Genomic DNA, 22,143 nt, shown 5'->3' with positions numbered 1-22,143 from the left:
TACCCGTGGACCCCTTCGGTGTGGCGTGTCCGGTTGCCAGAACCGGTCAGTGGTGCCCGTGCCCGCTCTCGACCTCGCGGTACTCCTCGCGGGTGGGCTTGGGGATCTGTCCCGACTCCCCGAAGTAGCCCTTCGAGAGCTTGGCGCGCAGCTTCTGCCCGCGGGAGATCTTCCGCTCCACGCCGTTCTCGTCCGTGCCGGGACCGACCTCCAGCGGCTGGTACTGATCGTGCGCGGTGAGCGAGTGCAGCTGCTCCTGGGAGAGCGGCTCGTGGATCTCCACGAACTCGCCGTGCGGCAGCCGCTTGATCGTGCCGGTCTCCCTGCCGTGCAGGACCTTCTCGCGGTCCTTGCGCTGCAGGCCCAGGCAGATCCGCCGGGTGACCCAGAAGACCAGGACCGGCAGGACGAAGAACGCCACGCGGACGAACCAGGTGATCGAGTTGATCGACAGGTTGAAGTGGGTCGCCCACAGGTCGTTGCCGCCGCCGACCAGGAGCACGAAGTACCAGGCGATCCACGCCGCCCCGAAGCCGGTCCGGGTCGGCGCGTTGCGCGGCCGGTCCGCGATGTGGTGCTCGCGCTTGTCGCCGGTGACCCACGCCTCGATGAACGGGTAGACCGCGATCGCGACGAGGACCAGCGGGAAGACGATCATCAGCGGGATGGCCACACCGGGTACCAGCGTGTGGCCCCACAGGTTGATCTCCCAGCCGGGCATCACCCGGATCAGGCCCTCGGAGAAGCCCATGTACCAGTCGGGCTGCGCGTTGGTGGAGACCTGGTCCGGTCGGTAGGGGCCCAGCACCCAGATCGGGTTGATCGTGAAGAGCGCCGCGATGGCCGAGATCACGCCGAAGACCAGGAAGAAGAAGCCTCCCGCCTTGGCCATGTAGACCGGCAGCAGCGGCATGCCGACCACGTTGGAGTTCTTCCGGCCGGGACCCGCGAACTGGGTGTGCTTGTGGTAGAAGACCAGGATCAGGTGCGCCACCAGCAGTCCGAGCATGATGCCCGGCAGCAGCAGGATGTGGGCCGAGTAGAACCTGGCCACGAAGTCGTGTCCCGGGAACTCCCCGCCGAAGAGGAACATCGACACGTAGGTGCCGACAATCGGCGTCCCGAGGATCGCACCTTCCATGAACCGCACACCGGTGCCGGAGAGCAGGTCGTCCGGGAGCGAGTAGCCGGTGAAGCCGGTGAACATGCCCAGGACGAAGAGCAGGAACCCGAAGACCCAGTTGACCTCGCGCGGCTTGCGGAACGCCCCGGTGAAGAAGACGCGCATCATGTGCACGAACATCGCCGCCAGGAAGATCAGCGCCGCCCAGTGGTGGATCTGCCGCACCAGCAGACCACCGCGCACGTCGAAGCTGATGTCCAGGGTCGAGGCGAACGCCTCGGACATCCGGACGCCCTGCATCGGCGTGTACGCGCCGTGGTACTCCACCTCGTTCATCGACGGGTGGAAGAACAGCGTCAGGTAGACACCGGTCAGGATGATGATGATGAAGCTGTAGAGCGCGACCTCGCCCAGCATGAAGGACCAGTGGTCCGGGAAGATCTTGCGCATGTTGGCCTTGGCGAGGCTGTAGATCCCCAGCCGTCCGTCGGCCCAGTCGGCGACCCGCTCACCCGCGGGTGCCTTCTTCTTGCCCTCGGCAGCCGCGCTGCCCGGGGTCTCGGTTGCAGTACTCATCCGCGCTCCCAGAAGGCCGGACCGACGGGCTCCGCGAAGTCGCCCTGCGCTTCGAGGTAGCCGTCCTTGTTGACGCTGATGTCGAGCTGCGGCAGCGGGTGGCCGGCCGGACCGAACAGCACGCGCGCACCGTCGGACAGGTCGAAGGTCGACTGGTGGCACGGGCACAGGACGTGGTGGGTCTGCTGCTCGTAGAGGCTGACGGGGCAGCCGACGTGGGTGCAGATCTTCGAGAAGGCCACGATGCCCTCGTGCGACCAGTCCAGCTCGCGCTTGTCCTTGATGTCGCTCGGCTCCAGCCGCACGATCATCAGTGCGGCCTTGGCGATCTCCTTCTGGAACTCCTCGTCGTCCTCCTCCAGGCCCTCGGGCTTGGCGAAGGTGAGCGAGCCGACGGCGATGTCCTCCGGACGCAGCGGCTCGTTCGTGTTCTCGTTGACGAGCAGCTTGCCCTTCTTCCAGGCCGTGTGCCGCAGCTTGTCCTCGGGCAGCGGGCCCAGGTCGCGCAGCAGGACGACGCCGGAGAGCGGCACCAGGGCCACGGCACCGAACATCGTGTTCCGGATCAGCTTCCGGCGGCCGAGCGCGGACTCCTTGGCGCCCTGCTTGAAGTCGGCGAAGACCTTCTCGCGGACCTCGGGGGGCGCGGCGACGGCGTGCCGCTCGTCGACCATCTCCTCGTCCGACATCAGCGTGCGGGCCCAGTGGACCGCTCCGGCGCCGATGCAGAACAGGGCGACACCGAGGGTGAGGCCGAGGGAGAGGTTCAGCGCGCTGATGTGCCCGAGCGGCCAGACGTAGATGATCTCGTCGATCGGGAAGGCCACGAAGGAGGCGATGAAGCCCACCGTGGCGAGCATCGACAGGGTGAAGAGGAAGGCGACGGTGCGCTCGGAGCGCTTGGCCGCCCGCTCGTCGATGTCCTGGATGCGGTGCTCGTGCGGCGGCAGTCCAGGATCCACGAAGGGGTCGCCCTCGGCGACTTCCGCGCCGTGGGCCGTTTCCTGCTCAGCAGGCAGGTTCTCGTCTGACACGTTCTCGTCCGGTCCAGTCTCGCTACTCATGACTTCTTGGCCTTTGCGGTCCGAGCGGCGACCCAGACAGCGACGGCGATCAGCACGCCGAGACCGAAGACCCAGGCGAACATGCCCTCGGCGACCGGGCCGAACCCACCGAGCTTGAACCCACCGGGGCTCTCCGACTTGCCGCTGTTGACCTCCTTCACGTACGCGACGATGTCCCGCTTGTCCTTCTCGGGAAGGGCACCGTCGGTGAAGGACGGCATGTTCTGGGGGCCGGTCTGCATGGCCTCGTAGAGGTGCTTGGGGTCGACGTCGCCGAGGTCGGGGGCGTACTTGCCGTGGGTGAGCGCGCCGCCCTCACCGGTGAAGTTGTGGCACTGCGAACAGTTGGTGCGGAAGAGTTCCCCGCCCCTGGCGATGTCGGCGCCGGCCGGGTCGTACATCTCCTTGGTGGGCCGGCTCGGGCCCGAGCCCAGCGAGGCGACGTACGCGGCGAGCTGGTTGATCTCGTCCTGGTCGTAGATCCTCTTCTTCTTGGGCACCTGGGCGCCGGGCTGCTGGGCCGGCATCCGGCCGGTGCCGACCTGGAAGTCCACCGCCGCGGCCCCGACACCGACCAGGCTGGGACCGTCGCTGGTCCCCTGGCCGCCGGTCCCGTGGCAGCTGGAGCACCCGGTGGCGTAGAGCTTCTTGCCCTCCTCGATGGCGAGGGACTGGGTCGACTCCTGCTCGGCCTTGGCCTCGCCCGCGGGAGCGAACGCGGTGTACAGCCCCCCGGTGGCCGCCAGCGCGAAGAGTAGAACGACGAGCGCCGCCAGCGGATGGCGCCGTCGTGCGGAGAGCTTTTTCACGGATTACCCCGGTGTCAGGATCTTCTCGTCGATGCTGTGTCTGTCCGTCTGTTCCGTGGTCCGCCTGCGCGGCACGGCGCGCGCGGCGGAACCGCGCCCCGGCCCGTTACCGGATCAGGTAGATCGTGGCGAAGAGGCCGATCCAGACGACATCGACGAAGTGCCAGTAGTAGGACACGACGATGGCGGCGGTGGCCTGGTGGTGCGTGAACCGCCTGGCCGCATAGGTGCGTCCCAGGACGAACAGGAAGGCGATCAGACCACCTGTCACGTGCATGCCGTGGAACCCGGTGGTCAGGTAGAACACCGATCCGTACGGACTCGAGGAGAGTGAGGTGCCCTCCTTGACCAGCTCCGTGTACTCGAAGACCTGGCCGCCGATAAAGATCGCGCCCATGATGAAGGTGACGACGAACCACGCGCGGAGCTTCTTCACGTCACCGCGCTCGGCCGCGAAGACGCCGAGCTGGCAGGTGAGCGAGGAGAGCACGAGGATCGTGGTGTTCGTCGCCGCGAAGGGAAGATTCAGCTCGGAGGCATGCTCCTTCCAGTACTCGGCGCCGGTCACCGACCGAAGGGTGAAGTACATCGCGAAGAGGGCCGCGAAGAACATCAGCTCGGAACTCAGCCAGATGATGGTTCCGACGCTGGTGAGGTTCGGCCGGTTGACCGACGGGTGCGCGTGCCCGGTTTCTACTGCTGTTGCTGTCGCCACGACCGACATTATGTCGGTCGCTTATCCCGGCCTCACTTCGGGGGTGCCGTTCGGTGTGTCCGTACCCGGCGGCCGGGCTGTAACCAGGGACGACAGCCCCGGCGGCGGCCCCGGTTCCCGGGTACGGGTGCGTGCCGACCGGTGTTGACGGTGCGTCGGAGGGAGTAGCATCCGAGCGGCGCCACCGCGGAATGTGCCCGAAGCCGCCCGGTGCGTCAGCGGTTCACCCGATACGGACGCGGAGGAACGATGCAGCCGACCGCCACGGTGCTGGTCTACAGCGACAACGCCACCACCCGCGAGCAGGTGCGGCTCGCAGCAGGCCGCAGGCCCGCAACCGATGTGCCCGAGATCCGTTATGTGGAGTGCGCCACCCTGCCGGCGGTGCTCTCCACCCTGGAGGAGCTGCACGTGGACGCCTGCGTGCTGGACGGCGAGACCGCCCCGGCGGGCGGCATGGGCGTGTGCCGGCAGATCAAGGACGAGATCTTCGACTGCCCCCCGGTGCTGCTGCTGATCGGCAGGCCGCAGGACGCCTGGCTGGCGACCTGGAGCCGGGCCGAGGCCGCGGTCTCCCACCCGGTGGACCCCCTCGCGCTGGCCGACGCGCTGGCCGGGCTGCTGCGGGACCGCGCCGCCAGGAGCGACCTGGCCCGCGCCTGAGCCCCGGCAGGACCCCTTCTACAAGGTGACGCGCCCGTGCACCCCTCGTTCGAGGGATGCACGGGCGCGTCGTTCCGTTCTCCTCCGGGGTGGGTCACACCGAAGGACGCAGCCGCGCGGCATCCGCGGGGCCGCTGCCGACGGGCTTGGTGTTGACGGCACTGCCCGCGCGCCACTTCTTCCAGCCCAGATTCCAGTCGCCGAAGCCGTTGCCGAAGGGCGCCATCCGGTCGCCGGCCGTGTTGACGTGCTGGACGATGTCGCCCTGCCGGACGTGGTCGAAGAACCACTTGGCGTTCGAGCTGCTCATCCCGGTGCAGCCGTGGCTGGTGTTGGACACGCCCTGGGAGGCGACCGACCAGGGGGCACCGTGCACGTACTCGCCGCTGTTGGTGAGCCGGGTGGCCCAGTGGACCCCCAGGTCGTAGAAGTCCCCGGCGCCGATGCTGGCGCTGGTCATCCGGACGTAGGGCTCCTTGGTGAGGATCACCTTGATGCCGTTGCGGGTCTCGTAGCCCGACTTCCCGGTGGTCACGGGGATGGAGCGGATGGTCCTCCCGTTCTTCTTGACCCTCATGACCAGGGACGAGGCATCGGTGATCGCTTCTATTCGGTCCCCGGTCCGCATCCGGACGGGTTCGGTCTTCCCGCCGTAGAGACCGTTGCGCACTTTCAGCCCTTCGAGTGAGGAGCGGAGCGTGATGGAGGCGTGCGCGGGCCAGTAGGAGCGGGGCCGGTAGTGCAGCTCCTTGCTGTTCACCCAGTGCCAGGAGCCGTCCACATGAGGGGTGGACTTCACCTTCAGTGCACGCTCGACCAGCTCCCGCTGCGCTGGTTTCTTGATGGCCCGGCCCAGCTTCGCCGTGAGCGGCTGCCCGACGCCGTAGGTGCCGTTGTCCGGGCCCAGCTTGACGCTCAGGTGCTTGGAGGCCGCCTTGGTCCGGAAATGGACCGTGCGCCGCCCTGGGGCGCCCTCGTCGTTCTCGGTGCTGACCTTGAGGGTGTAGCGGGCATCGGCGGCCAGCGGCCCGGTGCTGCGCCAGTGCTTGCCGTCCTCGGACAGCTCGCCCTGGACCACGTGGCCCGAGGCGTCGCTGGCGAAGATGTCGGTCAGGGTGTCGCCGTGCTGGGCGGTGACCTCCAGCGCCTTGTCCGGGTCGACGTCCTTGCTGTCGGCGTCGGCATTGACGGCCACGGCGTCCGTGGCGTCGTAGGGCGCGGAGGCGAGCGAACTCCCGTCGCTGCCCCCGCTGCAGGCGGCCAGCCCCACGGAGAGGGGAGCGAGCAGCAGGGCGCAGCTGCGGACCACTCGGCGCTTGTGCTTGCGGGAGACGGTGCGGGGGGTGAGGACCCCCTCGGCTATCGCGGTGTTATGGCTGTGGCTCATGTGCCCAAAATATGAAGAATCGTCATTTCGGGCCCGCTGAGTGCGTACAAACGGGTCGGCCCCCCGGAGTGTCGGGGGGCCGGTCCTTGCTCTTCGGTTGTGGTGCTGTTCCGCCGGACCGCTGCGCGGCCGGCTCAGCGGCTACTGGGTGCGGCTCTCACCGTGGTAGTACTCGAACACCCAGCCGAACAGGCCGATCAGCAGCAGCGGCGCCGAGACGTAGACCAGCCACCAGCCGATGGCCACGCCCAGGAAGGCGAAGGCGCCGCCGAGGCCCAGCGCCAGCGGCTGCCAGCTCCACGGGCTGAAGAAGCCCAGCTCGCCGGCGTCGTCCGCGACGTCCGCCTCCTTGTTGTCCTGCGCCCCGGTGTCCACCCGGCGCGCGGTGAACGCCAGGTAGTAGCCGATCATGATCGACAGGCCGAAGGCCAGGAAGAGGCCGGTGGTGCCCACCGGCTCCTTCGACCAGAGCCCGTAGGTGATGGCGACTGCCAGCAGGAAGACCGACAGCCACAGGAACATCTTGCCCTGGATCTTCACTTCCCGGCCTCCTTGCTGCCGGCGAGCGCCTTGTCTTCCCTGCCCAGGTTCTCCAGCTCGTCGAGCGCGGAGATCTCCGGGTGGTGCAGGTCGAAGGCCGGGGATTCGGAGCGGATACGCGGCAGCGTGAGGAAGTTGTGCCGCGGGGGCGGGCAGCTCGTCGCCCACTCGAGGGAGCGGCCGTAACCCCAGGGGTCGTCGACCTCGACCTTCTCGCCGTACTTGTGCGTCTTCCACACGTTGTAGAAGAACGGCAGCATGGACATACCGAGCAGGAACGAGCTGATGGTGGAGATGGTGTTCAGCGCGGTGAAGCCGTCGGCGGCCAGGTAGTCCGCGTACCGCCGCGGCATGCCCTCGGCACCCAGCCAGTGCTGCACCAGGAAGGTGCCGTGGAAGCCGATGAACAGCGTCCAGAAGGTGATCTTCCCGAGCCGCTCGTCCAGCATCTTGCCGGTGAACTTCGGCCACCAGAAGTGGAAGCCGGCGAACATCGCGAAGACCACGGTGCCGAACACGACGTAGTGGAAGTGCGCGACGACGAAGTACGAGTCAGAGACGTGGAAGTCCATCGGCGGCGAGGCCAGGATGACACCGGTCAGACCGCCGAAGGTGAAGGTGATCAGGAAGCCGATGGTCCACAGCATCGGCGTCTCGAAGGACAGCGAGCCCTTCCACATCGTGCCGATCCAGTTGAAGAACTTCACACCTGTCGGCACCGCGATCAGGAAGGTCATGAACGAGAAGAACGGCAACAGCACACCGCCCGTCACGTACATGTGGTGCGCCCAGACCGTCACCGAGAGGCCGGCGATGGCGATGGTGGCACCGATCAGGCCGATGTAGCCGAACATCGGCTTGCGGCTGAAGACCGGGATGACCTCGGAGACGATGCCGAAGAACGGCAGCGCGATGATGTACACCTCAGGATGGCCGAAGAACCAGAAGAGATGCTGCCACAACAGCGCTCCGCCGTTGGCGGCGTCGAAGACGTGCGCCCCGAATTTGCGGTCCGCCTCCAGGGCGAACAGCGCGGCGGCCAGCACCGGGAAGGCCAGCAGCACCAGCACACCGGTGAGCAGCACGTTCCAGGTGAAGATCGGCATGCGGAACATCGTCATGCCGGGTGCGCGCATGCAGATGATCGTGGTGATGAAGTTGACCGAGCCGAGGATGGTGCCGAAGCCGGAGAGGGCCAGACCCATGATCCACATGTCGGCACCGACGCTCGGCGAGCGGACCGCGTCCGACAGCGGCGAGTAGGCGAACCACCCGAAGTCGGCCGCGCCCTGCGGGGTGAGGAAGCCGCCCACCGCGATGAGCGAGCCGAAGAGGTAGAGCCAGTAGGCGAACATGTTCAGCCGCGGGAAGGCCACATCGGGCGAGCCGATCTGCAGCGGCATGATCCAGTTCGCGAAGCCGGCGAACAGCGGGGTGGCGAACATCAGCAGCATGACCGTGCCATGCATGGTGAACGCCTGGTTGAACTGCTCGTTCGACATGATCTGCGTGCCCGGACGGGCGAGCTCGGCGCGCATGAGGAGCGCCATGACGCCGCCGACGCAGAAGAAGACGAACGACGTGATCAGGTACAGGCTGCCGATCTTCTTGTGGTCCGTCGTCGTCATCCAGTCGACAACGATCTGGCCGGGCCGCTTGGGCCGTCCGGAGGCTGTCGCCGGAGCTGTCGCGGCGGCGGCACCCTGGGGTTCGTTGAGGATGCTCACGGGTTATTCGTCTCCGCATTCTTGGCGCCGCCCGTGGTGGCGGTACCCGCCGGGATGTAGCCGGTCTGGCCCTTCTTCGCCAGGTCCTCCAGGTGCTTCTGGTAGCGCTCCGGGGAGACGATCTTCACGTTGAAGAGCATCCGGGAGTGGTCGACGCCGCACAGCTCGGCACACTTGCCCCGGTAGGTGCCCTCCTTGTTCGGGGTCACCTCGAAGCGGTTGACGTGGCCCGGGATGACGTCCTGCTTCATCAGGAACGGGATGGCCCAGAAGGAGTGGATGACGTCCCGGGAGGTCAGGATGAACTGGACCTTCTCGCCCTTGGGCAGCCACAGTGTGGGCCCCGGGTTCTTGGTCTGCGGGTTCACGTCGGCCGGGGTGCCCGCCGTGTAGACGCCCTCGGCGCCCTTCGGGAAGCCCTTGGTCATCCGGTCCGGGATGGCGCTCAGTTCCTTGTCCAGCGCCTTGTCCGTGTTGACGTCCGTCTTGGGGTCGCCGTCCACGTCCTCGATGTAGTTGAAGCCCCAGCTCCACTGGTAACCAACGACGTTGATCACGTGGGTGGGCTTCTTCGAGGTCGCCAGAAGCTTGGTCTCGTCCCGGGCCGTGAAGTAGAACAGCACCGCGATGATGATGATCGGGACCACGGTGTACAGGGCCTCGATGGGCATGTTGTACCGGGTCTGCGGCGGGATCTCGACCTTGGACCTGGAGCGCCGGTGGAAGATGACGCTCCACAGGATCAGGCCCCACACCAGCACGCCCACGGCGAGCGCGGCCGCCCAGGAGCCCTGCCACAGGGAGAGGATCCGCGGCGCCTCGTCCGTTACCGGGGTGGGCATGCCGAGGCGGGGGAAGTCCTTGGATGTGCAACCGGTCGCGGTTGCCAGGACCAGGCCCGCGGCCGACGCCTGCTGCAGCTTCCGCCGCATCGGGCGCCGCGACGTGGGGGTGCCACCCACGGCGCCCGAAGGGCGCTCGTGGGGGAGGTCGGAGCCGTTGGGACTCACGTAGCGCCTTCCCGAGAGTCTCGCCCGCGTCGGTCGGGCGCGGCCCTCTTACGTGGTCGGGCGCCGGCCCAGGCGCGGGCAGGGGTTTGGATGTTTATGCGGACCAAACCCTAGCCGACGCCATTTGGGGTCGCGCGGGGAGGGGGCACAACGCGCCGCGTGCCACCCCGATGGGCCGGGACGCACCCGCGCCGCCCCCGAACTGAGGCTGTACAGGCCGCTTCCCGGCCGGGAACGGCACCGAGTACGCACGGTACGGGTGCGGCGGTAGCGTACAAGTGTGTCCTATTTCGATGCCGCGTCCTCGCTCCCCCTCCACCCGGTCGCGCGGCAGGCTTTGCTGGCGGCAGTGGACGAGGGGTGGGCCGACCCGGCACGCCCGCACCGGGAGGGCCGGCGCGCCCGGATGCTGCTGGACGCGGCCCACGAGACGGCAGCCGAGGCGCTGGACTGCCGTCCGGACGAACTGCGCTTCACCTCTTCGGGTACCCAGGCCCTGCACACCGGGATCGGCGGCACACTCACCGCGCGGCGGCGCGCCGGGCGGCGACTGGTCGTCTCCGCGGTCGAACACTCTGCCGTGCTGCACGCGGGCGAGGCCCACGAGCGGGCGGGCGGACTGCTGCACCGGGTGCGAGTCGACCGTACCGGGCGGGTCGACGCACAGGAGTGGGCACAGGCGCTCGGCGACGACTGCGCGCTGGCCTGTCTGCAGTCGGCCAACCATGAGGTCGGCACCGTACAGCCGGTGGCCCGGGTGGCCGAGGTCTGCGCCGAGGCGGATGTGCCGCTGCTGGTGGACGCAGCGCAGTCACTTCCCTGGGGGCCGGTGGAGGGGCCCTGGTCACTGCTGACCGGCAGCGCCCACAAATGGGGAGGGCCGCCCGGAGTGGGACTGCTCGCCGTGCGCAAGGGCGTGCGGTTCGCTCCGCCCGGGCCGGTGGACGAGCGGGAGTCCGGAGTCGCCCCCGGCTTCGGGAACATCCCCGCCGTGGTCGCGGCGGCCGCGTCGCTGCGTGCCGTACGGGCCGAGGCGGAGGCGGAGGGCGCCCGGCTGCGGGCGCTGGTGGACCGGATCCGGGCCCGGGTGCCCGGGCTGGTCCCGGACACCGAGGTCGTCGGCGACCCGGTGCGCAGGCTGCCGCACCTGGTGACCTTCTCCTGTCTGTACGTGGACGGCGAGGTGCTGCTGCACGCGCTGGACACCGCCGGGTTCTCGGTCTCCAGCGGCTCCTCCTGCACCTCCGGCACCCTGACACCGAGCCATGTGCTGCGGGCCATGGGTGTGCTCTCGGAGGGCAATGTGCGGGTCTCGCTCCCGCCGGGGACGCAGGAGAGCGAGGTGGACCGGTTCCTCCGGGCGCTGCCCGGGGCCGTCGCGGAGGTACGGGCGCAGCTGGGGGCCGGGGCCGTACCCGCGGCCGGGGTCGCCGAGCAGAGAGCCGGGGCCGCCGGCGCCGACCGGGACGCGGCCGCGGACGGCGACGCGGCGGGGGCCGCTGCCCCGGAAGGAGCCGGCGGGATCACCGTCGACGCGCGCGGGACGCTGTGCCCGCTGCCGGTGATCGAGCTGGCCAAGGCCGTGGGGCGGGCTCCGGCGGGGGGCTTGGTGCGGGTGCTGGCCGACGACGAGGCCGCCCGGCTCGACATCCCGGCCTGGTGCGAGATGACCGGACACACCTTCGAGGGGGCGGAAGGCACGGAGTACCGGGTGCGGAGGGCGGGGGGCACCGGGTGAGCGCCCCCGCGGCGGAGTGGGCCCCGGTCACAGGAACGCCCCCGAGGGGATGTACGGCGACGGGGGCCGCAGGCCGCGGAAGCAGACGAACCCCTCGGAGCGGAGTTCCAGGCCGGCGCGGAGACCCACGTCGACCGCCCACTGCTGCTCGGCGGTGACGTCCTGCACCTCCACCTCGGTCCCCTCCGGCACCCCGTGCAGTGCGGCGGTGAGCACCCGGGTGGCGATCCGCCGGGAGGTGGCGCCCAGCAGGGCGACTCTGCTCCCGTCGGCGGTGAGATAGCAGTAGCCGCTGCCGGCCAGGTCGTCGGCGACGACCAGCCGGTGGTACCGCATCAGGAAGTCGTGGTCGGGACCGTGCGCCCCGCCGCGCAGCCGCCGGTCCACGGAGTCGAGCAAAGCGCGGTCCCGGGGGCCGCCCTCGACCGCGGCGCCCTCGGCGCTGCCCAGTCCGGCCCGGTCGACGGCGCCCCGCATCCGGATGGTGGGGTGCAGCGCGAACCCGGCCTGCCGGTAGACGCGCGCGGCGGCCGGGTGGCGCGAGCAGCAGATGATGCCGCGCAGGCAGCCGCGCCCGTACTCCAGAGTGCGCTGCAGCAGGGCCCGGCCGACGCCCTCGCCCTGCGCCCCGGGGAGGACGACCAGCAGGGCGAGGCCCCAGGTGCCCTCGCGGATGTGGGACTGGGCGGCGCCGACGGCCCGGCCGTCGGCGTCCTCGGCGATCCAGCAGCCCGCGGGGTCGTGCCGGACGATGTGCAGGATCTGCGCGCGTTTGTGCGCCGCACGGTCCGCCGAGTGCGGATGCGGGGCGTCACCCTTGAGTTCGTGCGAGGCCCCGAACGCCGCCTCGGCCAGCGTCCGTACCGTCTCCGCGTCGTCTTCGGTGTCCCTGACAGGTCGCAGCAGCATCGGAGCACGCTACGGCAGCCCGCCGCGACCCGGCGAGCGCCGCCGCGGCCGGGGCCGGCACCGCGGCGGCGGGACTCGCGCCCGGGAGTGCCGGAGCGATGCCCGGCCCCGGCCGTCACGGCAGGGCGAGCATCCGCTCCAGGGCGAGCTTGGCGAACTTCTCCGTCTCCGCGTCGACCTCGATCCGGTTGACGACGGTGCCGTCGGCCAGCGACTCCAGGGCCCACACCAGGTGCGGCAGGTCGATGCGGTTCATGGTGGAGCAGAAGCAGACGGTGCGGTCCAGGAAGACGATCTCCTTGTCCTCGGCGGCGAAACGATTCGCCAGCCGTCGGACGAGGTTCAACTCGGTCCCGATGGCCCACTTGGATCCGGCGGGAGCCGCTTCCAGGGCCTTGATGATGTACTCGGTGGAGCCGACCTGATCGGCCGCGCCGACGACCTCGTGCTTGCACTCCGGGTGCACCAGGACGTTGACGCCGGGGATGCGCTCGCGCACCTCGCGGACCGAGTCCAGCGAGAAGCGGCCGTGCACCGAGCAGTGGCCACGCCACAGGATCATCCGCGCGTCGCGGAGCTGCTGCGGGGTCAGCCCGCCGTTCGGCTTGTGCGGGTTGTAGACGACGCAGTCGTCCAGCGTCATGCCCATGTCGCGGACGGCGGTGTTGCGGCCGAGGTGCTGGTCGGGCAGGAACAGCACCTTCTCGCCCTGGCCGAAAGCCCACTCGAGCGCCCGCTTGGCGTTGGAGGAGGTGCAGATCGTGCCGCCGTGTCGCCCGGTGAACGCCTTGATGTCCGCCGAGGAGTTCATGTACGAGACCGGGACGGTCGTCTCGGCGACCCCGGCCTCGGTCAGCACGTCCCAGCACTCGGCGACCTGCTCGGCGGTGGCCATGTCCGCCATGGAACAGCCGGCCGCCAGGTCGGGCAGGACAACCCGCTGCTGCTCCGAGGTGAGGATGTCGGCCGACTCGGCCATGAAGTGCACACCGCAGAAGACGATGTACTCGGCCTCGGGCCGGGCCGCCGCTTCCCGCGCCAGCTTGAAGGAGTCACCGGTCACATCGGCGAACTCGATGACCTCGTCGCGCTGGTAATGGTGGCCGAGGACGAAGACGCGGTCGCCGAGCTTCTCCTTCGCGGCGCGCGCCCGGGCCACCAGGTCCGGATCGGAGGGGGCGGGGAGGTCGCCGGGGCACTCGACCCCGCGCTCGCTCCTGGGGTCGGCCTCGCGGCCGAGCAGCAGCAGCGCGAGCGGGGTCGGCTGCACGTCCAGCGGCTGGGCGGCACTCAACAGGACCAGCCCTTTCTGTAGCTCAGTAGCGTCGGAGGCGCCACACGGAGCCGTACCGGTCAGGCGCGGGACACGCTCCCCGCGCGGCCTTCCGGTGCGGCCTCCCATCGGATTCTCGTCTAAGTGACGCTATCTATCATAACCGCTTCACGTCAGTTTGACGATGCCCATCGCGTCGATGTGACGCATTCCCACGCGCTCCGGCGGTGTGCGAGCATGAAGTGACCACTCCTGGAATGAATCCGGGATGCCGCCGGTTGAGCCGACGGTAAGAGTGCAGTCCGTACAACCCGGGAGAGAAGCAGATGTCCGTTTCGGACGAGACCGCTGTAAGCGAGGGCATCATCCTGTCCGACGCCGCCGCCGCGAAGGTCAAGAACCTGCTGGAGCAGGAGGGCCGCGACGATCTGGCGTTGCGCGTCGCCGTCCAGCCGGGTGGCTGCTCCGGCCTGCGGTACCAGCTCTTCTTCGACGAGCGCTCGCTCGACGGCGACGTGGTCAAGGACTTCGGTGGCGTCAAGGTCGTCACCGACCGGATGAGCGCCCCCTACCTCGGCGGTGCCTCCATCGACTTCGTCGACACCATCGAGAAGCAGGGCTTCACGATCGACAACCCGAACGCCACCGGCTCCTGCGCCTGCGGCGACTCGTTCAACTGAGCCACCGGCCCGCGGGGCCGCCGACGGCGGACACCGGGCGGCCCGGGCCGGGTCACGGCCATGGCGAGGGCGGCGGACTCCCCCCACCAGGAGTCCGCCGCCCTCGCCGGTTCCGGGCGGGCGGCGCCGCGCTCACTTCCTCGGCAGCTTCTCGCCGTTCCGCGCGTCCAGCACCTTGCGGTCGCCCAGCTTCTTGTCGAGTTCCACCTCGACCGTCTGCCGTTTGGCGATCTTGACGCAGACCTTCTTGCCGGCCTTGCCGGCCTTGCTGGCCTTGTCGCCCTTGCCGGCCTTCTTCTCACCGGCTTCGACGGAGACCCGCACCGCGGACCCCGACTCCTCGGCCTCGGCCCGGTAGGTGTCGCACACCCCGCCCCAGAAGCTCAGCTCCAGCGTGCGCCCGTGCACCTCGTACGACTCGACCGCCTGCGAGGGCTTCTTCCCCGGCCCCGTGCCGCCGTCCGGCACCGGAGGGTGGCCGGAGGTCTTCGACGGCTCGAGGTACTCCGGCGACACAGCCGGATGGGTGACCTCCAGGTCTCCCCCGCCCGACCGCTTGACCTGGTAGATCCACGCCGGCACCAGCAGCGGCTCGCCGTGCGAGCGCTCCAGCGCGAGCCCGAAGGACGCGCCGCCGATCCTGGTCGGCTCGTTCCCCTGGGCCCCCTCGCGGTGGCCGCCGCGCGCCTGCTCGGCCTTGTTCAGCCGGTCGAGCGTCGCGGTGGCGCTCTCCACCGGGTAGTCGTCGCCCTTGCGGGTCTTGTTCCAGTTCCCCTGCGCCCGGGTGACCGCACCCTTGTCGTCCACCACGAAGGTGCTGTCCCAGCCGTGCGTGGGCAGACCTGCCACCTCGGGCGAGGCGGTCACGGTACGGGTGCCGCCGACCGGGGACCCGGCGTCCAGCGAGGCCTCCTGGAGCCCGAGCGCGCGCAGCGCGGGACGCACGGCCTTCTTCGCCTCGGCGGCGGAGAGCGGCTCACCGCCGGGCGCGGGGTCGGGGTCGGCGTCCAGCGGCACCGTCCCGCCGTTCTGATACGTCCACGCGCCGCCGCCGGCTCCCCGCTCGACGGTCAGCCGGGGGTCCTTCCCCTTGCTGTCGCCGCCCGCCTGCCAGCGGCCCGCCTCGGCCTCGACCCCGCCCTCGATCTCGAACGCCTTCGCGAGCCGGGCCGCCTCGGCGCGGCTCACCCGGTGTCCGGGCTTGCGGACGGCGGCGGACTCGGGACCGTCCGGCAGCTCTCCCTCGGCCCGGTAGCCGCGCGGTCCCATCGGTTCGCCCGGCGCGATGCCCTCGCCGCTGTCCTGGGCGGACGCGGTCGTGCCGTCCAGTGCCAGCTTCGGAGGGCCGCCGTCCCCGTCGGCTGCGGCGCTCTCGGAGTCCGGGCCGCCGGAGAAGGCGGAGGACGCCCAGTACGCGCCACCCCCGCCTGCCAGCAGTACGGCGGTCGCCACGGCCGCGACGGAGAGCCGCCGCCGCCTGCTCCGGGGGGCCGGCCGGTCCTCGGTCTCGGGGGACTGGTCTGTACTCACCGAAAACTCCTTTGGCTCCGCATCCATGGGACGCTCCCTCGTCGCGAGGTCCTCCCGCACACCCTCCCCTCACGCGAGGGAGATGCGCTCCCTCATGCGAGGGGACGTGAGTGGGACGGGGAGCGGGAGCCGACGGTTCCAGGCGGGCGCCCGGCGAGCGGTTCGGCGGCCTCAGTCGCCGTACTCGGACATCCCCTCCAGGAGGCGCGCGGAGCGTACCGGAACGCGCACGCCGTGCAGCACAGGCAACGGCGCGCGGTGCCGCTCCTGCGCCCCCGCGGGCGGAACCGTCCAGTGCGGGGCCATCCGCGCGCAGTCGCCGAGGAGTTGCTCCATCGACTCGTGCTCGGCGTATCCGGCCGGGAAAAGCGCTGTTTTCGGCATGAGGATCACGCTACGGATCCGATGACCTGCCCGTAAGACCCTACTATGAGGTAGTTGTGTCCTGTTCGGCTCGGCGGGCCCAGCGGGTAGCGTGGCGCTGGCCTTCCCCCCGTGCGCTGGGCGTACGGGGGTACCCGATGTCTCTCAGGAGCAGAATTCGTCGTGCGTATCGCAGTCTGCGGCTCCATCGCAAACGACCACCTGATGACCTTCCCGGGGCGCTTCTCCGACCAACTGGTCGCCGACCAGTTGCACACGGTCTCGCTCTCCTTCCTCGTCGACGGCCTCAACATCCGCCGAGGCGGCGTCGGCGCCAACATCGCCTTCGGCATGGGCCAGCTCGGCGTCCAGCCGATCCTCGTCGGTGCGGCGGGAGAGGACTTCGAGGAATACCGCGCCTGGCTCGAACGACACGGTGTGGACACCGAGTCCGTGCACATCTCCGAGGTCGCGCACACCGCACGATTCGTCTGCACCACCGACGCGGACAACAACCAGATCGGCTCGTTCTACACCGGCGCCATGACCGAGGCCCGGAACATCGAGCTCAAGCACGTCGCCGACCGGGCGGGCCGGCTCGACCTCGTCCTCATCGGGGCCGACGACCCCGAGGGCATGATGCGGCACACCGAGGAGTGCCGCGCCCGCGGCATCCCCTTCGCCGCCGACTACTCGCAGCAGATCGCGCGGATGGACGGCGACGGCATCCGGGCGCTGACCGACGGCGCCACCTACCTCTTCTCCAACGAGTACGAGAAGGAGCTGATCGAGACCAAGACGGGCTGGAGCGACGAGGAGGTCCTCCAGCGCGTGGGCACCCGCGTGACCACCCTCGGCAAGAACGGCGCCCGCATCGACCGCGCGGGCGAGGAGCCGATCCTGGTCGGCTGCGCCGAGGAGAAGCAGAAGGCCGACCCCACGGGCGTCGGCGACGCCTTCCGCGCCGGGTTCCTCTCCGCGCTGGTCTGGGGCGTCGGCCTGGAGCGGGCCGCGCAGGTGGGCTGCATGCTCGCCACCCTCGTCATCGAGACGGTCGGCACCCAGGAGTACGAGCTCAGGCGCGTCCACTTCATGGAGCGCTTCACCAAGGCGTACGGCCACGACGCCGCCACCGAGGTCCAGGGCCACCTGGCCTGATCCCGGATCGCCGCGACCCCGCCCCCTACCGCCCCGCCGCGGGTGGTACGGGGCGGCGGCGCCGCGCACCGGGCCGGCCGATCGCCCCGGGACAGCACGCTCGGCCGACGGTCACTCCGGGACGGCGGGCCGCACCAGCCCGCTCTCGTACGCGGCCACCACCAACTGCGCCCGGTCCCGGGCGCCGAGCTTGGCCATGGCGCGGTTGACATGGGTCTTGACGGTGAGCGGGCTGACGTCGAGCCGGGCGCCGATCTCGTCGTTGGACAGCCCCCCGGCCACCTGCACCAGCACCTCGCGCTCGCGGGCGGTGAGCGCGTCGAGCCGGGCAGCGCGCCCCCCGGCCATCGGATCGTCTCCCTCCGCGGCGCCGCCCTGCGCCAGGAACCTGGCGATCAGCCCCTTGGTCGCCACCGGCGAGAGCAGCGCGTCCCCCTTGGCCGCCGTCCGCACCGCGGAGAGCAGTTCACCGGGCTCGGCGCCCTTGCCCAGGAACCCCGAGGCCCCGGCGCGCAGTGCGGCGACCACGTACTCGTCCACCTCGAAGGTGGTCAGGATGACGACCCGCACCTCGGCCAGCGCCGGGTCGGCGCTGATGGCCCGGGTGGCGGCCAGCCCGTCGGTGCCGGGCATCCGGATGTCCATCAGCACCACTTCCGCGCCCTGCTCCCGCACCAGCGCGACCGCCTCGGCCCCGTCCGCCGCCTCGCCCACCACTTCCATGTCGGGCTCGGAGTCCACCAGCACCCGGAAGGCACTGCGCAGCAGCGCCTGGTCGTCGGCGAGTACGACACGGATCATGCGGGGGTCTCCTTCCGGGGCGCCGTCGTCTCCAGCGGCAACCGTACGTGGACCCGGAATCCGCCACCGGGCAGCGGCCCGGTCTCGCAGACGCCGTGCAGCGCGGCGGCCCGCTCCCGCATGCCGACGAGGCCGTGCCCGCCGGTGCCGCCCGCGGCCCGCCCCGGCTCGTCCCCGTCCGCGGGGTCGGCCGCTTCGTCGGGAACGGTGTGCGTGGTGCCCGCCCCGTCGTCGACGACGACGATCTCCAACGCCTCCGCGTCCCGCTGTATCCGCACCTCGGCGTGGGCGCCGCTGCCCGCGTGCTTGTGCACGTTGGTCAGGGCCTCCTGGACGACCCGGTAGGCGGTCAGGTCCACCGCCGAGGAGAGCGGCGGCCCCCCGGTGGTCGGCGGCGCCTCCACGTCGACGGACATCCCGGCGTTGCGGAAGCCGTCCACGAGGTCGTCCAGCACCTCCAGACCGGGCGCGGGTTCGGTGGGCGCGGTGCTCTCCCCGGACTGGCGCAGCAGCCCCACGGTGGTCTGGAGTTCGGCCAGGGCGTGCCGGCTGGCGTCCCGCACATGGGACAGCGCCTGCTTGGCCTGGTCGGGACGCGTGTCCATGACGTGCGAGGCCACCCCGGCCTGGACGTTGACCAGGGCGATGTGGTGGGCGACCACGTCGTGCAGCTCGCGGGCGATGCGCATCCGCTCCTCGGCGACCCGCCGCCTGGCCTCCTCCTCACGGGTGCGCTCGGCGCGCTCGGCCCGCTCCTGGATGGCGTCGACGAAGGCGCGCCGGTTGCGCACGGCCTCGCCGACGGCGGCGGCCAGCGCGGTCCAGGCGAAGATGCCGAGGTTCTCCTGCGCGTACCACGGCCGGGCCCCGAAGAGCATGCTCGCGCCCGTGAGCACACCGACGCTGACCGCGCCGACCTGCCAGCTGGTACGGCGGTCGGTGGTGTTGCTGACGGTGTAGAGCGCGATGACGGCGGCCGAGACGAGCGGCGCCTCGGGCGCCGATCCGCCGGTGGGCCCCTCGCCCGCGGCGAGCGCGAGGACCGATATCGCCCCGGTCAGCAGCAGCACCGGCATGGGAGCCCGGCGGCGCAGCGCCAGCACCCCGCAGGAGAGCGCCGCCAGCAGTACCGTCTGCCCGCTGATCTCGCGCTCCGCGAACCGGGGCTGGCCGTCGGGTCCGTGCGGCTCCGTCGAGGCGCCGAGGAGGATGCAGCAGAAGGTCCCGACAGCGATGAGGGCATCGACCGCGTGGGGATGCGCGCGGAGTCGCTCGCGGATGTCGCGGAGGGTTACAGCAGGCACCGTATGCCCGGCTCTCCTGGTGTGTGTGCCGTCGTGGTCTGCGTGCGGGTCGTGGGGCGGGCGGGGGAACGGGGGCGCCGGTTCGTGCGGCGCGGGTCGCGGGCTAGCCGGGGATGAGTCCGTCGTCGCCGAGCATCTTGCGCACCTCGTCCAGATCGGCCTCGGGCGCGGGCAGGATCAGCTCGGAGGGTTCGAGCGCGTCGTCGGGCAGCGGGCTGCCCAGTCGGCGGACGGCGTCGAGCAGCGCGTGGAGCGTGCGGCGGAAGCCGCTCTCGTCTCCGCTCTCCATCTCCTCGAGCAGCTCGTCATCGAGCCGGTTCAGTTCGGCGAAGTGGCTGTCGTCCAGTCTGACCTGGCCCTCGCCCATGATCCGTACGATCATGCCGTTCTCCTCCTCAGGCTGCGCGGGGTGCCGCTGAGGCCCGGTTCACTCCTTGTTGAACCTGGGCGCGTCCTGCTGCCGGCCGTTGGCCTGGCCTTCCTGGTCCTGGCCCCCCTCGATGGCCTGCTGGCCGCCGCTGCCGCTGCCACCGGCCAGCTCCGCCTTCATCCGCTGCAGCTCCAGCTCCACGTCGCTGCCGCCGGAGAGGCGGTCGAGCTCGGCGCTGATGTCGTCCCTGGCCATGCCGGAGGGGTCGTCCAGCGCCCCGGAGGCCAGCAGCTCGTCGATGGCGCCGGAGCGGGCCTGGAGCTGGGCCGTCTTGTCCTCGGCCCGCTGGATGGCCATGCCGACGTCGCCCATCTCCTCGGAGATGCCGGAGAACGCCTCACCGATCCGGGTCTGCGCCTGAGCGGCGGTGTAGGTGGCCTTGATGGTCTCCTTCTTGGTGCGGAAGGCATCCACCTTGGCCTGCAGCCGCTGCGCCGCCAGAGTGAGCTTCTCCTCCTCGCCCTGCAGCGTCTGGTGCTGCCCCTCCAGGTCGGTGACCTGCTGCTGGAGGGCGGACCGGCGCGAGAGAGCCTCCCGGGCCAGGTCCTCGCGGCCCAGCGCGAGCGCCTTCTTGCCCTGCTCCTCCAGCTTGGAGGACTGCCCCTGCAGCTGCGTCATCTGCAGCTCCAGGCGCTTTCTGGAGGTGGCGACGTCCGCGACGCCGCGGCGCACCTTCTGCAGCAGTTCGAGCTGCTTCTGATACGAGTAGTCGAGCGTCTCACGCGGGTCCTCGGCCCGGTCCAGGGCCTTGTTGGCCTTCGCGCGGAAGATCATCCCCATACGCTTCATGACACCGCTCATGGGCCTCGCGCGCCCCCTTCGTAACGGACTCAAACCCTCGGCAACCTACAGACCCCAGGGTACGGGGCTGTCTTCCATTACCGCACCGTTCGAGTGCGGAAACGCTCCTCCGTGAGGACGATCAGCCTCCCGCGCTCTCCGGCGCAGGGAGTAGGCACCCGTCCGCGACAGGGACCGGTGATTCCGGTCCCTACCCCTGGGGGCTGGGGCGCACTCCGCGGCACACCGTACTCTTGAGGTGTGTTCCGTAGCCGTTCGAAAGCAGGGCAGGTCGGCTCATCCCAGGTGATGGCGGCCGAGCCCCACCAGCCCCGCGACCCGCAAGCACCCAAGGGTCGCCCCACTCCCAAGCGCAGCGAGGCGCGCGGTCCGCGCCGCCCGATGGCCTCCGGGCCGCAGGGCCGCAAGGACGCGGCCAAGCGGCAGCGCGAGGCTCGCCGGGCCGAGCTGGCCAAACAGCGCGAGGCGCTGGCCAGCGGGGACGAGCGCCATCTGCCCGCCCGCGACAAGGGTCCGGTGCGGCGCCTGGCGCGCGATTTCGTGGACTCCCGGTTCAGCGTGGCGGAGTTCTTCCTGCCGCTGGCCGTGATCATCCTCGTCCTGAGCATGCTGCCCTCGCTGCAGCTCAAGAACATCTCGCTGCTGCTGTGGCTCGTGGTGATCGTGCTGATCGTCATCGACTCCATCGGCACCACGGTGCGGCTCAAGAAGCGGATCCAGGAGCGCTACCCGGACGAGAACCGCCGGGGCGCCATCGCCTACGCGCTGATGCGGACCCTTCAGATGCGCCGCATGCGCCTGCCCAAGCCGCAGGTAGCACGCGGCGAGAAGCCCTGATCAGGCAGGAGCTGGTCGCCCGGCAACTCGAGGAGCGGATAGCCGCGCACTTCGAGGTGGGGCGCCGGCTCCGGGTACTGGACGCCGGGCTGGGCGACGGCGCGCAGGCGCTGCGGCTGGCGCGGGCCGGTCATCAGGTCACCGGCCTGGAGTCCGATCCGACGCGGCTCGCGGCGCTGGACGCGGCGCTCGCGGAGGAGCCCGAGGGGATACGCGCCCGCTTCCGCACCCGGGCCGGCGGCGGCCAGGACACCGGGGCGCACTTCCTGCCCGGCACCTTCGACCTGGTGCTCGGCCACGACGTCCTGGGCCGGTCCCGGGACCCGGACAGCACACTGGCCGGGCTCGCCCGGGTGCTCGACACCGGCGGGCTGCTCTCGCTCGTCCTGCCCAACGTGGCGGCCCGGGCGATGCGGCCCGGGCTGGCCGGGGACTGGGCGGGTGCCCGTGCGGCGCTGGAGGCCGAGCCCGGCGAGAGCGACCGCTTTCTGCGGCTGGAGGCCCTGACCTCCTTCCTCGCCCGGATCGGAGTGCCCATGGACCGCTGGTACGGCGTGGGGGTGCTCGCACCCGGCGACCCGGCCGGTCCCGCCGAGGCCCTGGAGGCGGAGGAGCGGGCCTGCCGCATGGACCCCTACCGGGGTGTGGCCGAGTCGCTGCACCTGTTCGGGGTGCGGGGCTGAGGCCCGGAGTGCGGGGCTGAAG

The 22,143-nt window shown here is 70.5% G+C and carries 22 protein-coding genes; 6 read left to right on the top strand and 16 right to left on the bottom strand.

Features of this window, described 5'->3' with window-relative positions; translation table 11 throughout:
* Positions 1-46: 46 nt before the first annotated feature.
* The 4 genes from ACFYNS_RS04370 to ACFYNS_RS04355 all read right to left on the bottom strand — a co-directional run bounded on the left by ACFYNS_RS04370 (position 47) and on the right by ACFYNS_RS04355 (position 4,296).
* The gene (locus ACFYNS_RS04370) at positions 47-1,699 is read right to left on the bottom strand and encodes a ubiquinol-cytochrome c reductase cytochrome b subunit (protein WP_360296454.1); all 1,653 of its coding nucleotides are present in this window, start codon (positions 1,697-1,699) and stop codon (positions 47-49) included.
* Positions 1,696-2,763 carry a Rieske 2Fe-2S domain-containing protein gene (locus ACFYNS_RS04365; RefSeq protein WP_388600706.1) on the bottom strand — a complete coding sequence of 356 codons (1,068 nt, stop codon included), beginning with the start codon at positions 2,761-2,763 and terminating at the stop codon, positions 1,696-1,698. Before ACFYNS_RS04365 ends, ACFYNS_RS04370 begins: the two co-directional genes overlap by 4 nt.
* A complete protein-coding gene (locus tag ACFYNS_RS04360; protein WP_360296448.1) occupies positions 2,760-3,572 on the bottom strand; it encodes a c-type cytochrome in 813 nt (270 codons plus the stop codon). Before ACFYNS_RS04360 ends, ACFYNS_RS04365 begins: the two co-directional genes overlap by 4 nt.
* A gap of 106 nt (positions 3,573-3,678) precedes the next feature.
* Positions 3,679-4,296 (bottom strand): heme-copper oxidase subunit III, encoded by a 618-nt coding sequence (locus ACFYNS_RS04355; RefSeq protein ID WP_026004777.1) that lies wholly within the window; start codon positions 4,294-4,296, stop codon positions 3,679-3,681.
* A gap of 240 nt (positions 4,297-4,536) precedes the next feature.
* Between ACFYNS_RS04355 and ACFYNS_RS04350 the strand changes: the two genes are divergently transcribed.
* Entirely contained in the window at positions 4,537-4,950 is a 414-nt protein-coding gene (locus tag ACFYNS_RS04350; protein ID WP_019357414.1) for a hypothetical protein, read from the top strand.
* Between the two features lie 94 nt (positions 4,951-5,044).
* On the opposite strand, the gene ACFYNS_RS04345 is transcribed toward ACFYNS_RS04350, so the two are convergent.
* The 4 genes from ACFYNS_RS04345 to coxB all read right to left on the bottom strand — a co-directional run bounded on the left by ACFYNS_RS04345 (position 5,045) and on the right by coxB (position 9,614).
* A complete protein-coding gene (locus ACFYNS_RS04345) occupies positions 5,045-6,337 on the bottom strand; it encodes an Ig-like domain-containing protein (protein WP_360296444.1) in 1,293 nt (430 codons plus the stop codon).
* A gap of 141 nt (positions 6,338-6,478) precedes the next feature.
* Positions 6,479-6,877: a cytochrome c oxidase subunit 4 gene (locus ACFYNS_RS04340; RefSeq protein ID WP_019357416.1), complete on the bottom strand. Its 399-nt coding sequence runs from the start codon at positions 6,875-6,877 to the stop codon at positions 6,479-6,481.
* Positions 6,874-8,604, bottom strand: coding sequence for a cytochrome c oxidase subunit I (ctaD, locus tag ACFYNS_RS04335; protein ID WP_360296442.1), 1,731 nt, complete (start codon positions 8,602-8,604; stop codon positions 6,874-6,876). The genes ACFYNS_RS04340 and ctaD overlap by 4 nt, the downstream gene beginning before the upstream one ends.
* Positions 8,601-9,614 carry a cytochrome c oxidase subunit II gene (gene coxB, locus ACFYNS_RS04330; RefSeq protein WP_388600705.1) on the bottom strand — a complete coding sequence of 338 codons (1,014 nt, stop codon included), beginning with the start codon at positions 9,612-9,614 and terminating at the stop codon, positions 8,601-8,603. Before coxB ends, ctaD begins: the two co-directional genes overlap by 4 nt.
* Positions 9,615-9,894: 280 nt before the next feature.
* On the opposite strand from coxB, the gene ACFYNS_RS04325 reads away from it, so the two are divergent.
* On the top strand, positions 9,895-11,352 hold the full coding sequence (locus ACFYNS_RS04325) for a cysteine desulfurase/sulfurtransferase TusA family protein (RefSeq protein WP_388600704.1): 1,458 nt from the start codon (positions 9,895-9,897) through the stop codon (positions 11,350-11,352).
* A gap of 27 nt (positions 11,353-11,379) precedes the next feature.
* Here the strand turns inward: ACFYNS_RS04325 and ACFYNS_RS04320 are convergent, their stop codons facing one another.
* Complete coding sequence (locus tag ACFYNS_RS04320) at positions 11,380-12,261, bottom strand: GNAT family N-acetyltransferase (protein ID WP_360296436.1); 882 nt, start codon at positions 12,259-12,261, stop codon at positions 11,380-11,382.
* Between the two features lie 115 nt (positions 12,262-12,376).
* Positions 12,377-13,555, bottom strand: a complete 1,179-nt coding sequence (nadA, locus tag ACFYNS_RS04315; protein ID WP_360296434.1) for a quinolinate synthase NadA — start codon at positions 13,553-13,555, stop codon at positions 12,377-12,379.
* Between the two features lie 305 nt (positions 13,556-13,860).
* On the opposite strand from nadA, the gene ACFYNS_RS04310 reads away from it, so the two are divergent.
* Entirely contained in the window at positions 13,861-14,214 is a 354-nt protein-coding gene (locus ACFYNS_RS04310) for an iron-sulfur cluster assembly accessory protein (RefSeq protein WP_360296431.1), read from the top strand.
* Between the two features lie 132 nt (positions 14,215-14,346).
* On the opposite strand, the gene ACFYNS_RS04305 is transcribed toward ACFYNS_RS04310, so the two are convergent.
* Positions 14,347-15,744 carry a hypothetical protein gene (locus ACFYNS_RS04305; protein WP_388600702.1) on the bottom strand — a complete coding sequence of 466 codons (1,398 nt, stop codon included), beginning with the start codon at positions 15,742-15,744 and terminating at the stop codon, positions 14,347-14,349.
* Positions 15,745-15,915: 171 nt separating this feature from the next.
* Positions 15,916-16,128 (bottom strand): hypothetical protein, encoded by a 213-nt coding sequence (locus ACFYNS_RS04300; protein WP_360296426.1) that lies wholly within the window; start codon positions 16,126-16,128, stop codon positions 15,916-15,918.
* A gap of 162 nt (positions 16,129-16,290) precedes the next feature.
* Here ACFYNS_RS04300 and ACFYNS_RS04295 point away from each other — a divergent pair, with 162 nt between their 5' ends.
* The gene (locus ACFYNS_RS04295; protein ID WP_360296423.1) at positions 16,291-17,265 is read left to right on the top strand and encodes a carbohydrate kinase family protein; all 975 of its coding nucleotides are present in this window, start codon (positions 16,291-16,293) and stop codon (positions 17,263-17,265) included.
* Positions 17,266-17,376: 111 nt separating this feature from the next.
* Here ACFYNS_RS04295 and ACFYNS_RS04290 read toward each other — a convergent pair whose 3' ends face one another.
* The 4 genes from ACFYNS_RS04290 to ACFYNS_RS04275 form a co-directional block, all read right to left on the bottom strand.
* Positions 17,377-18,066 (bottom strand): response regulator, encoded by a 690-nt coding sequence (locus ACFYNS_RS04290; RefSeq protein WP_388600698.1) that lies wholly within the window; start codon positions 18,064-18,066, stop codon positions 17,377-17,379.
* A complete protein-coding gene (locus tag ACFYNS_RS04285) occupies positions 18,063-19,370 on the bottom strand; it encodes a sensor histidine kinase (protein ID WP_388600696.1) in 1,308 nt (435 codons plus the stop codon). Before ACFYNS_RS04285 ends, ACFYNS_RS04290 begins: the two co-directional genes overlap by 4 nt.
* A gap of 103 nt (positions 19,371-19,473) precedes the next feature.
* Positions 19,474-19,752, bottom strand: a complete 279-nt coding sequence (locus ACFYNS_RS04280) for a hypothetical protein (RefSeq protein WP_360296414.1) — start codon at positions 19,750-19,752, stop codon at positions 19,474-19,476.
* 45 nt (positions 19,753-19,797) lie between these two features.
* Positions 19,798-20,601, bottom strand: a complete 804-nt coding sequence (locus ACFYNS_RS04275; RefSeq protein ID WP_037706751.1) for a PspA/IM30 family protein — start codon at positions 20,599-20,601, stop codon at positions 19,798-19,800.
* Positions 20,602-20,841: 240 nt separating this feature from the next.
* Here ACFYNS_RS04275 and ACFYNS_RS04270 point away from each other — a divergent pair, with 240 nt between their 5' ends.
* Positions 20,842-21,438, top strand: a complete 597-nt coding sequence (locus ACFYNS_RS04270) for a DUF3043 domain-containing protein (protein ID WP_360296410.1) — start codon at positions 20,842-20,844, stop codon at positions 21,436-21,438.
* Positions 21,435-22,121 carry a methyltransferase domain-containing protein gene (locus ACFYNS_RS04265; RefSeq protein WP_360296460.1) on the top strand — a complete coding sequence of 229 codons (687 nt, stop codon included), beginning with the start codon at positions 21,435-21,437 and terminating at the stop codon, positions 22,119-22,121. Before ACFYNS_RS04270 ends, ACFYNS_RS04265 begins: the two co-directional genes overlap by 4 nt.
* Positions 22,122-22,143: the final 22 nt, after the last annotated feature.

This window comes from Streptomyces sp. NPDC006925 (genome assembly GCF_042869575.1).
Taxonomy (GTDB): Bacteria; Actinomycetota; Actinomycetes; order Streptomycetales; family Streptomycetaceae; genus Streptomyces.
Note: the sequence above shows the minus strand (reverse complement) of the source record. Positions and strands in the feature narration are given on the sequence as shown.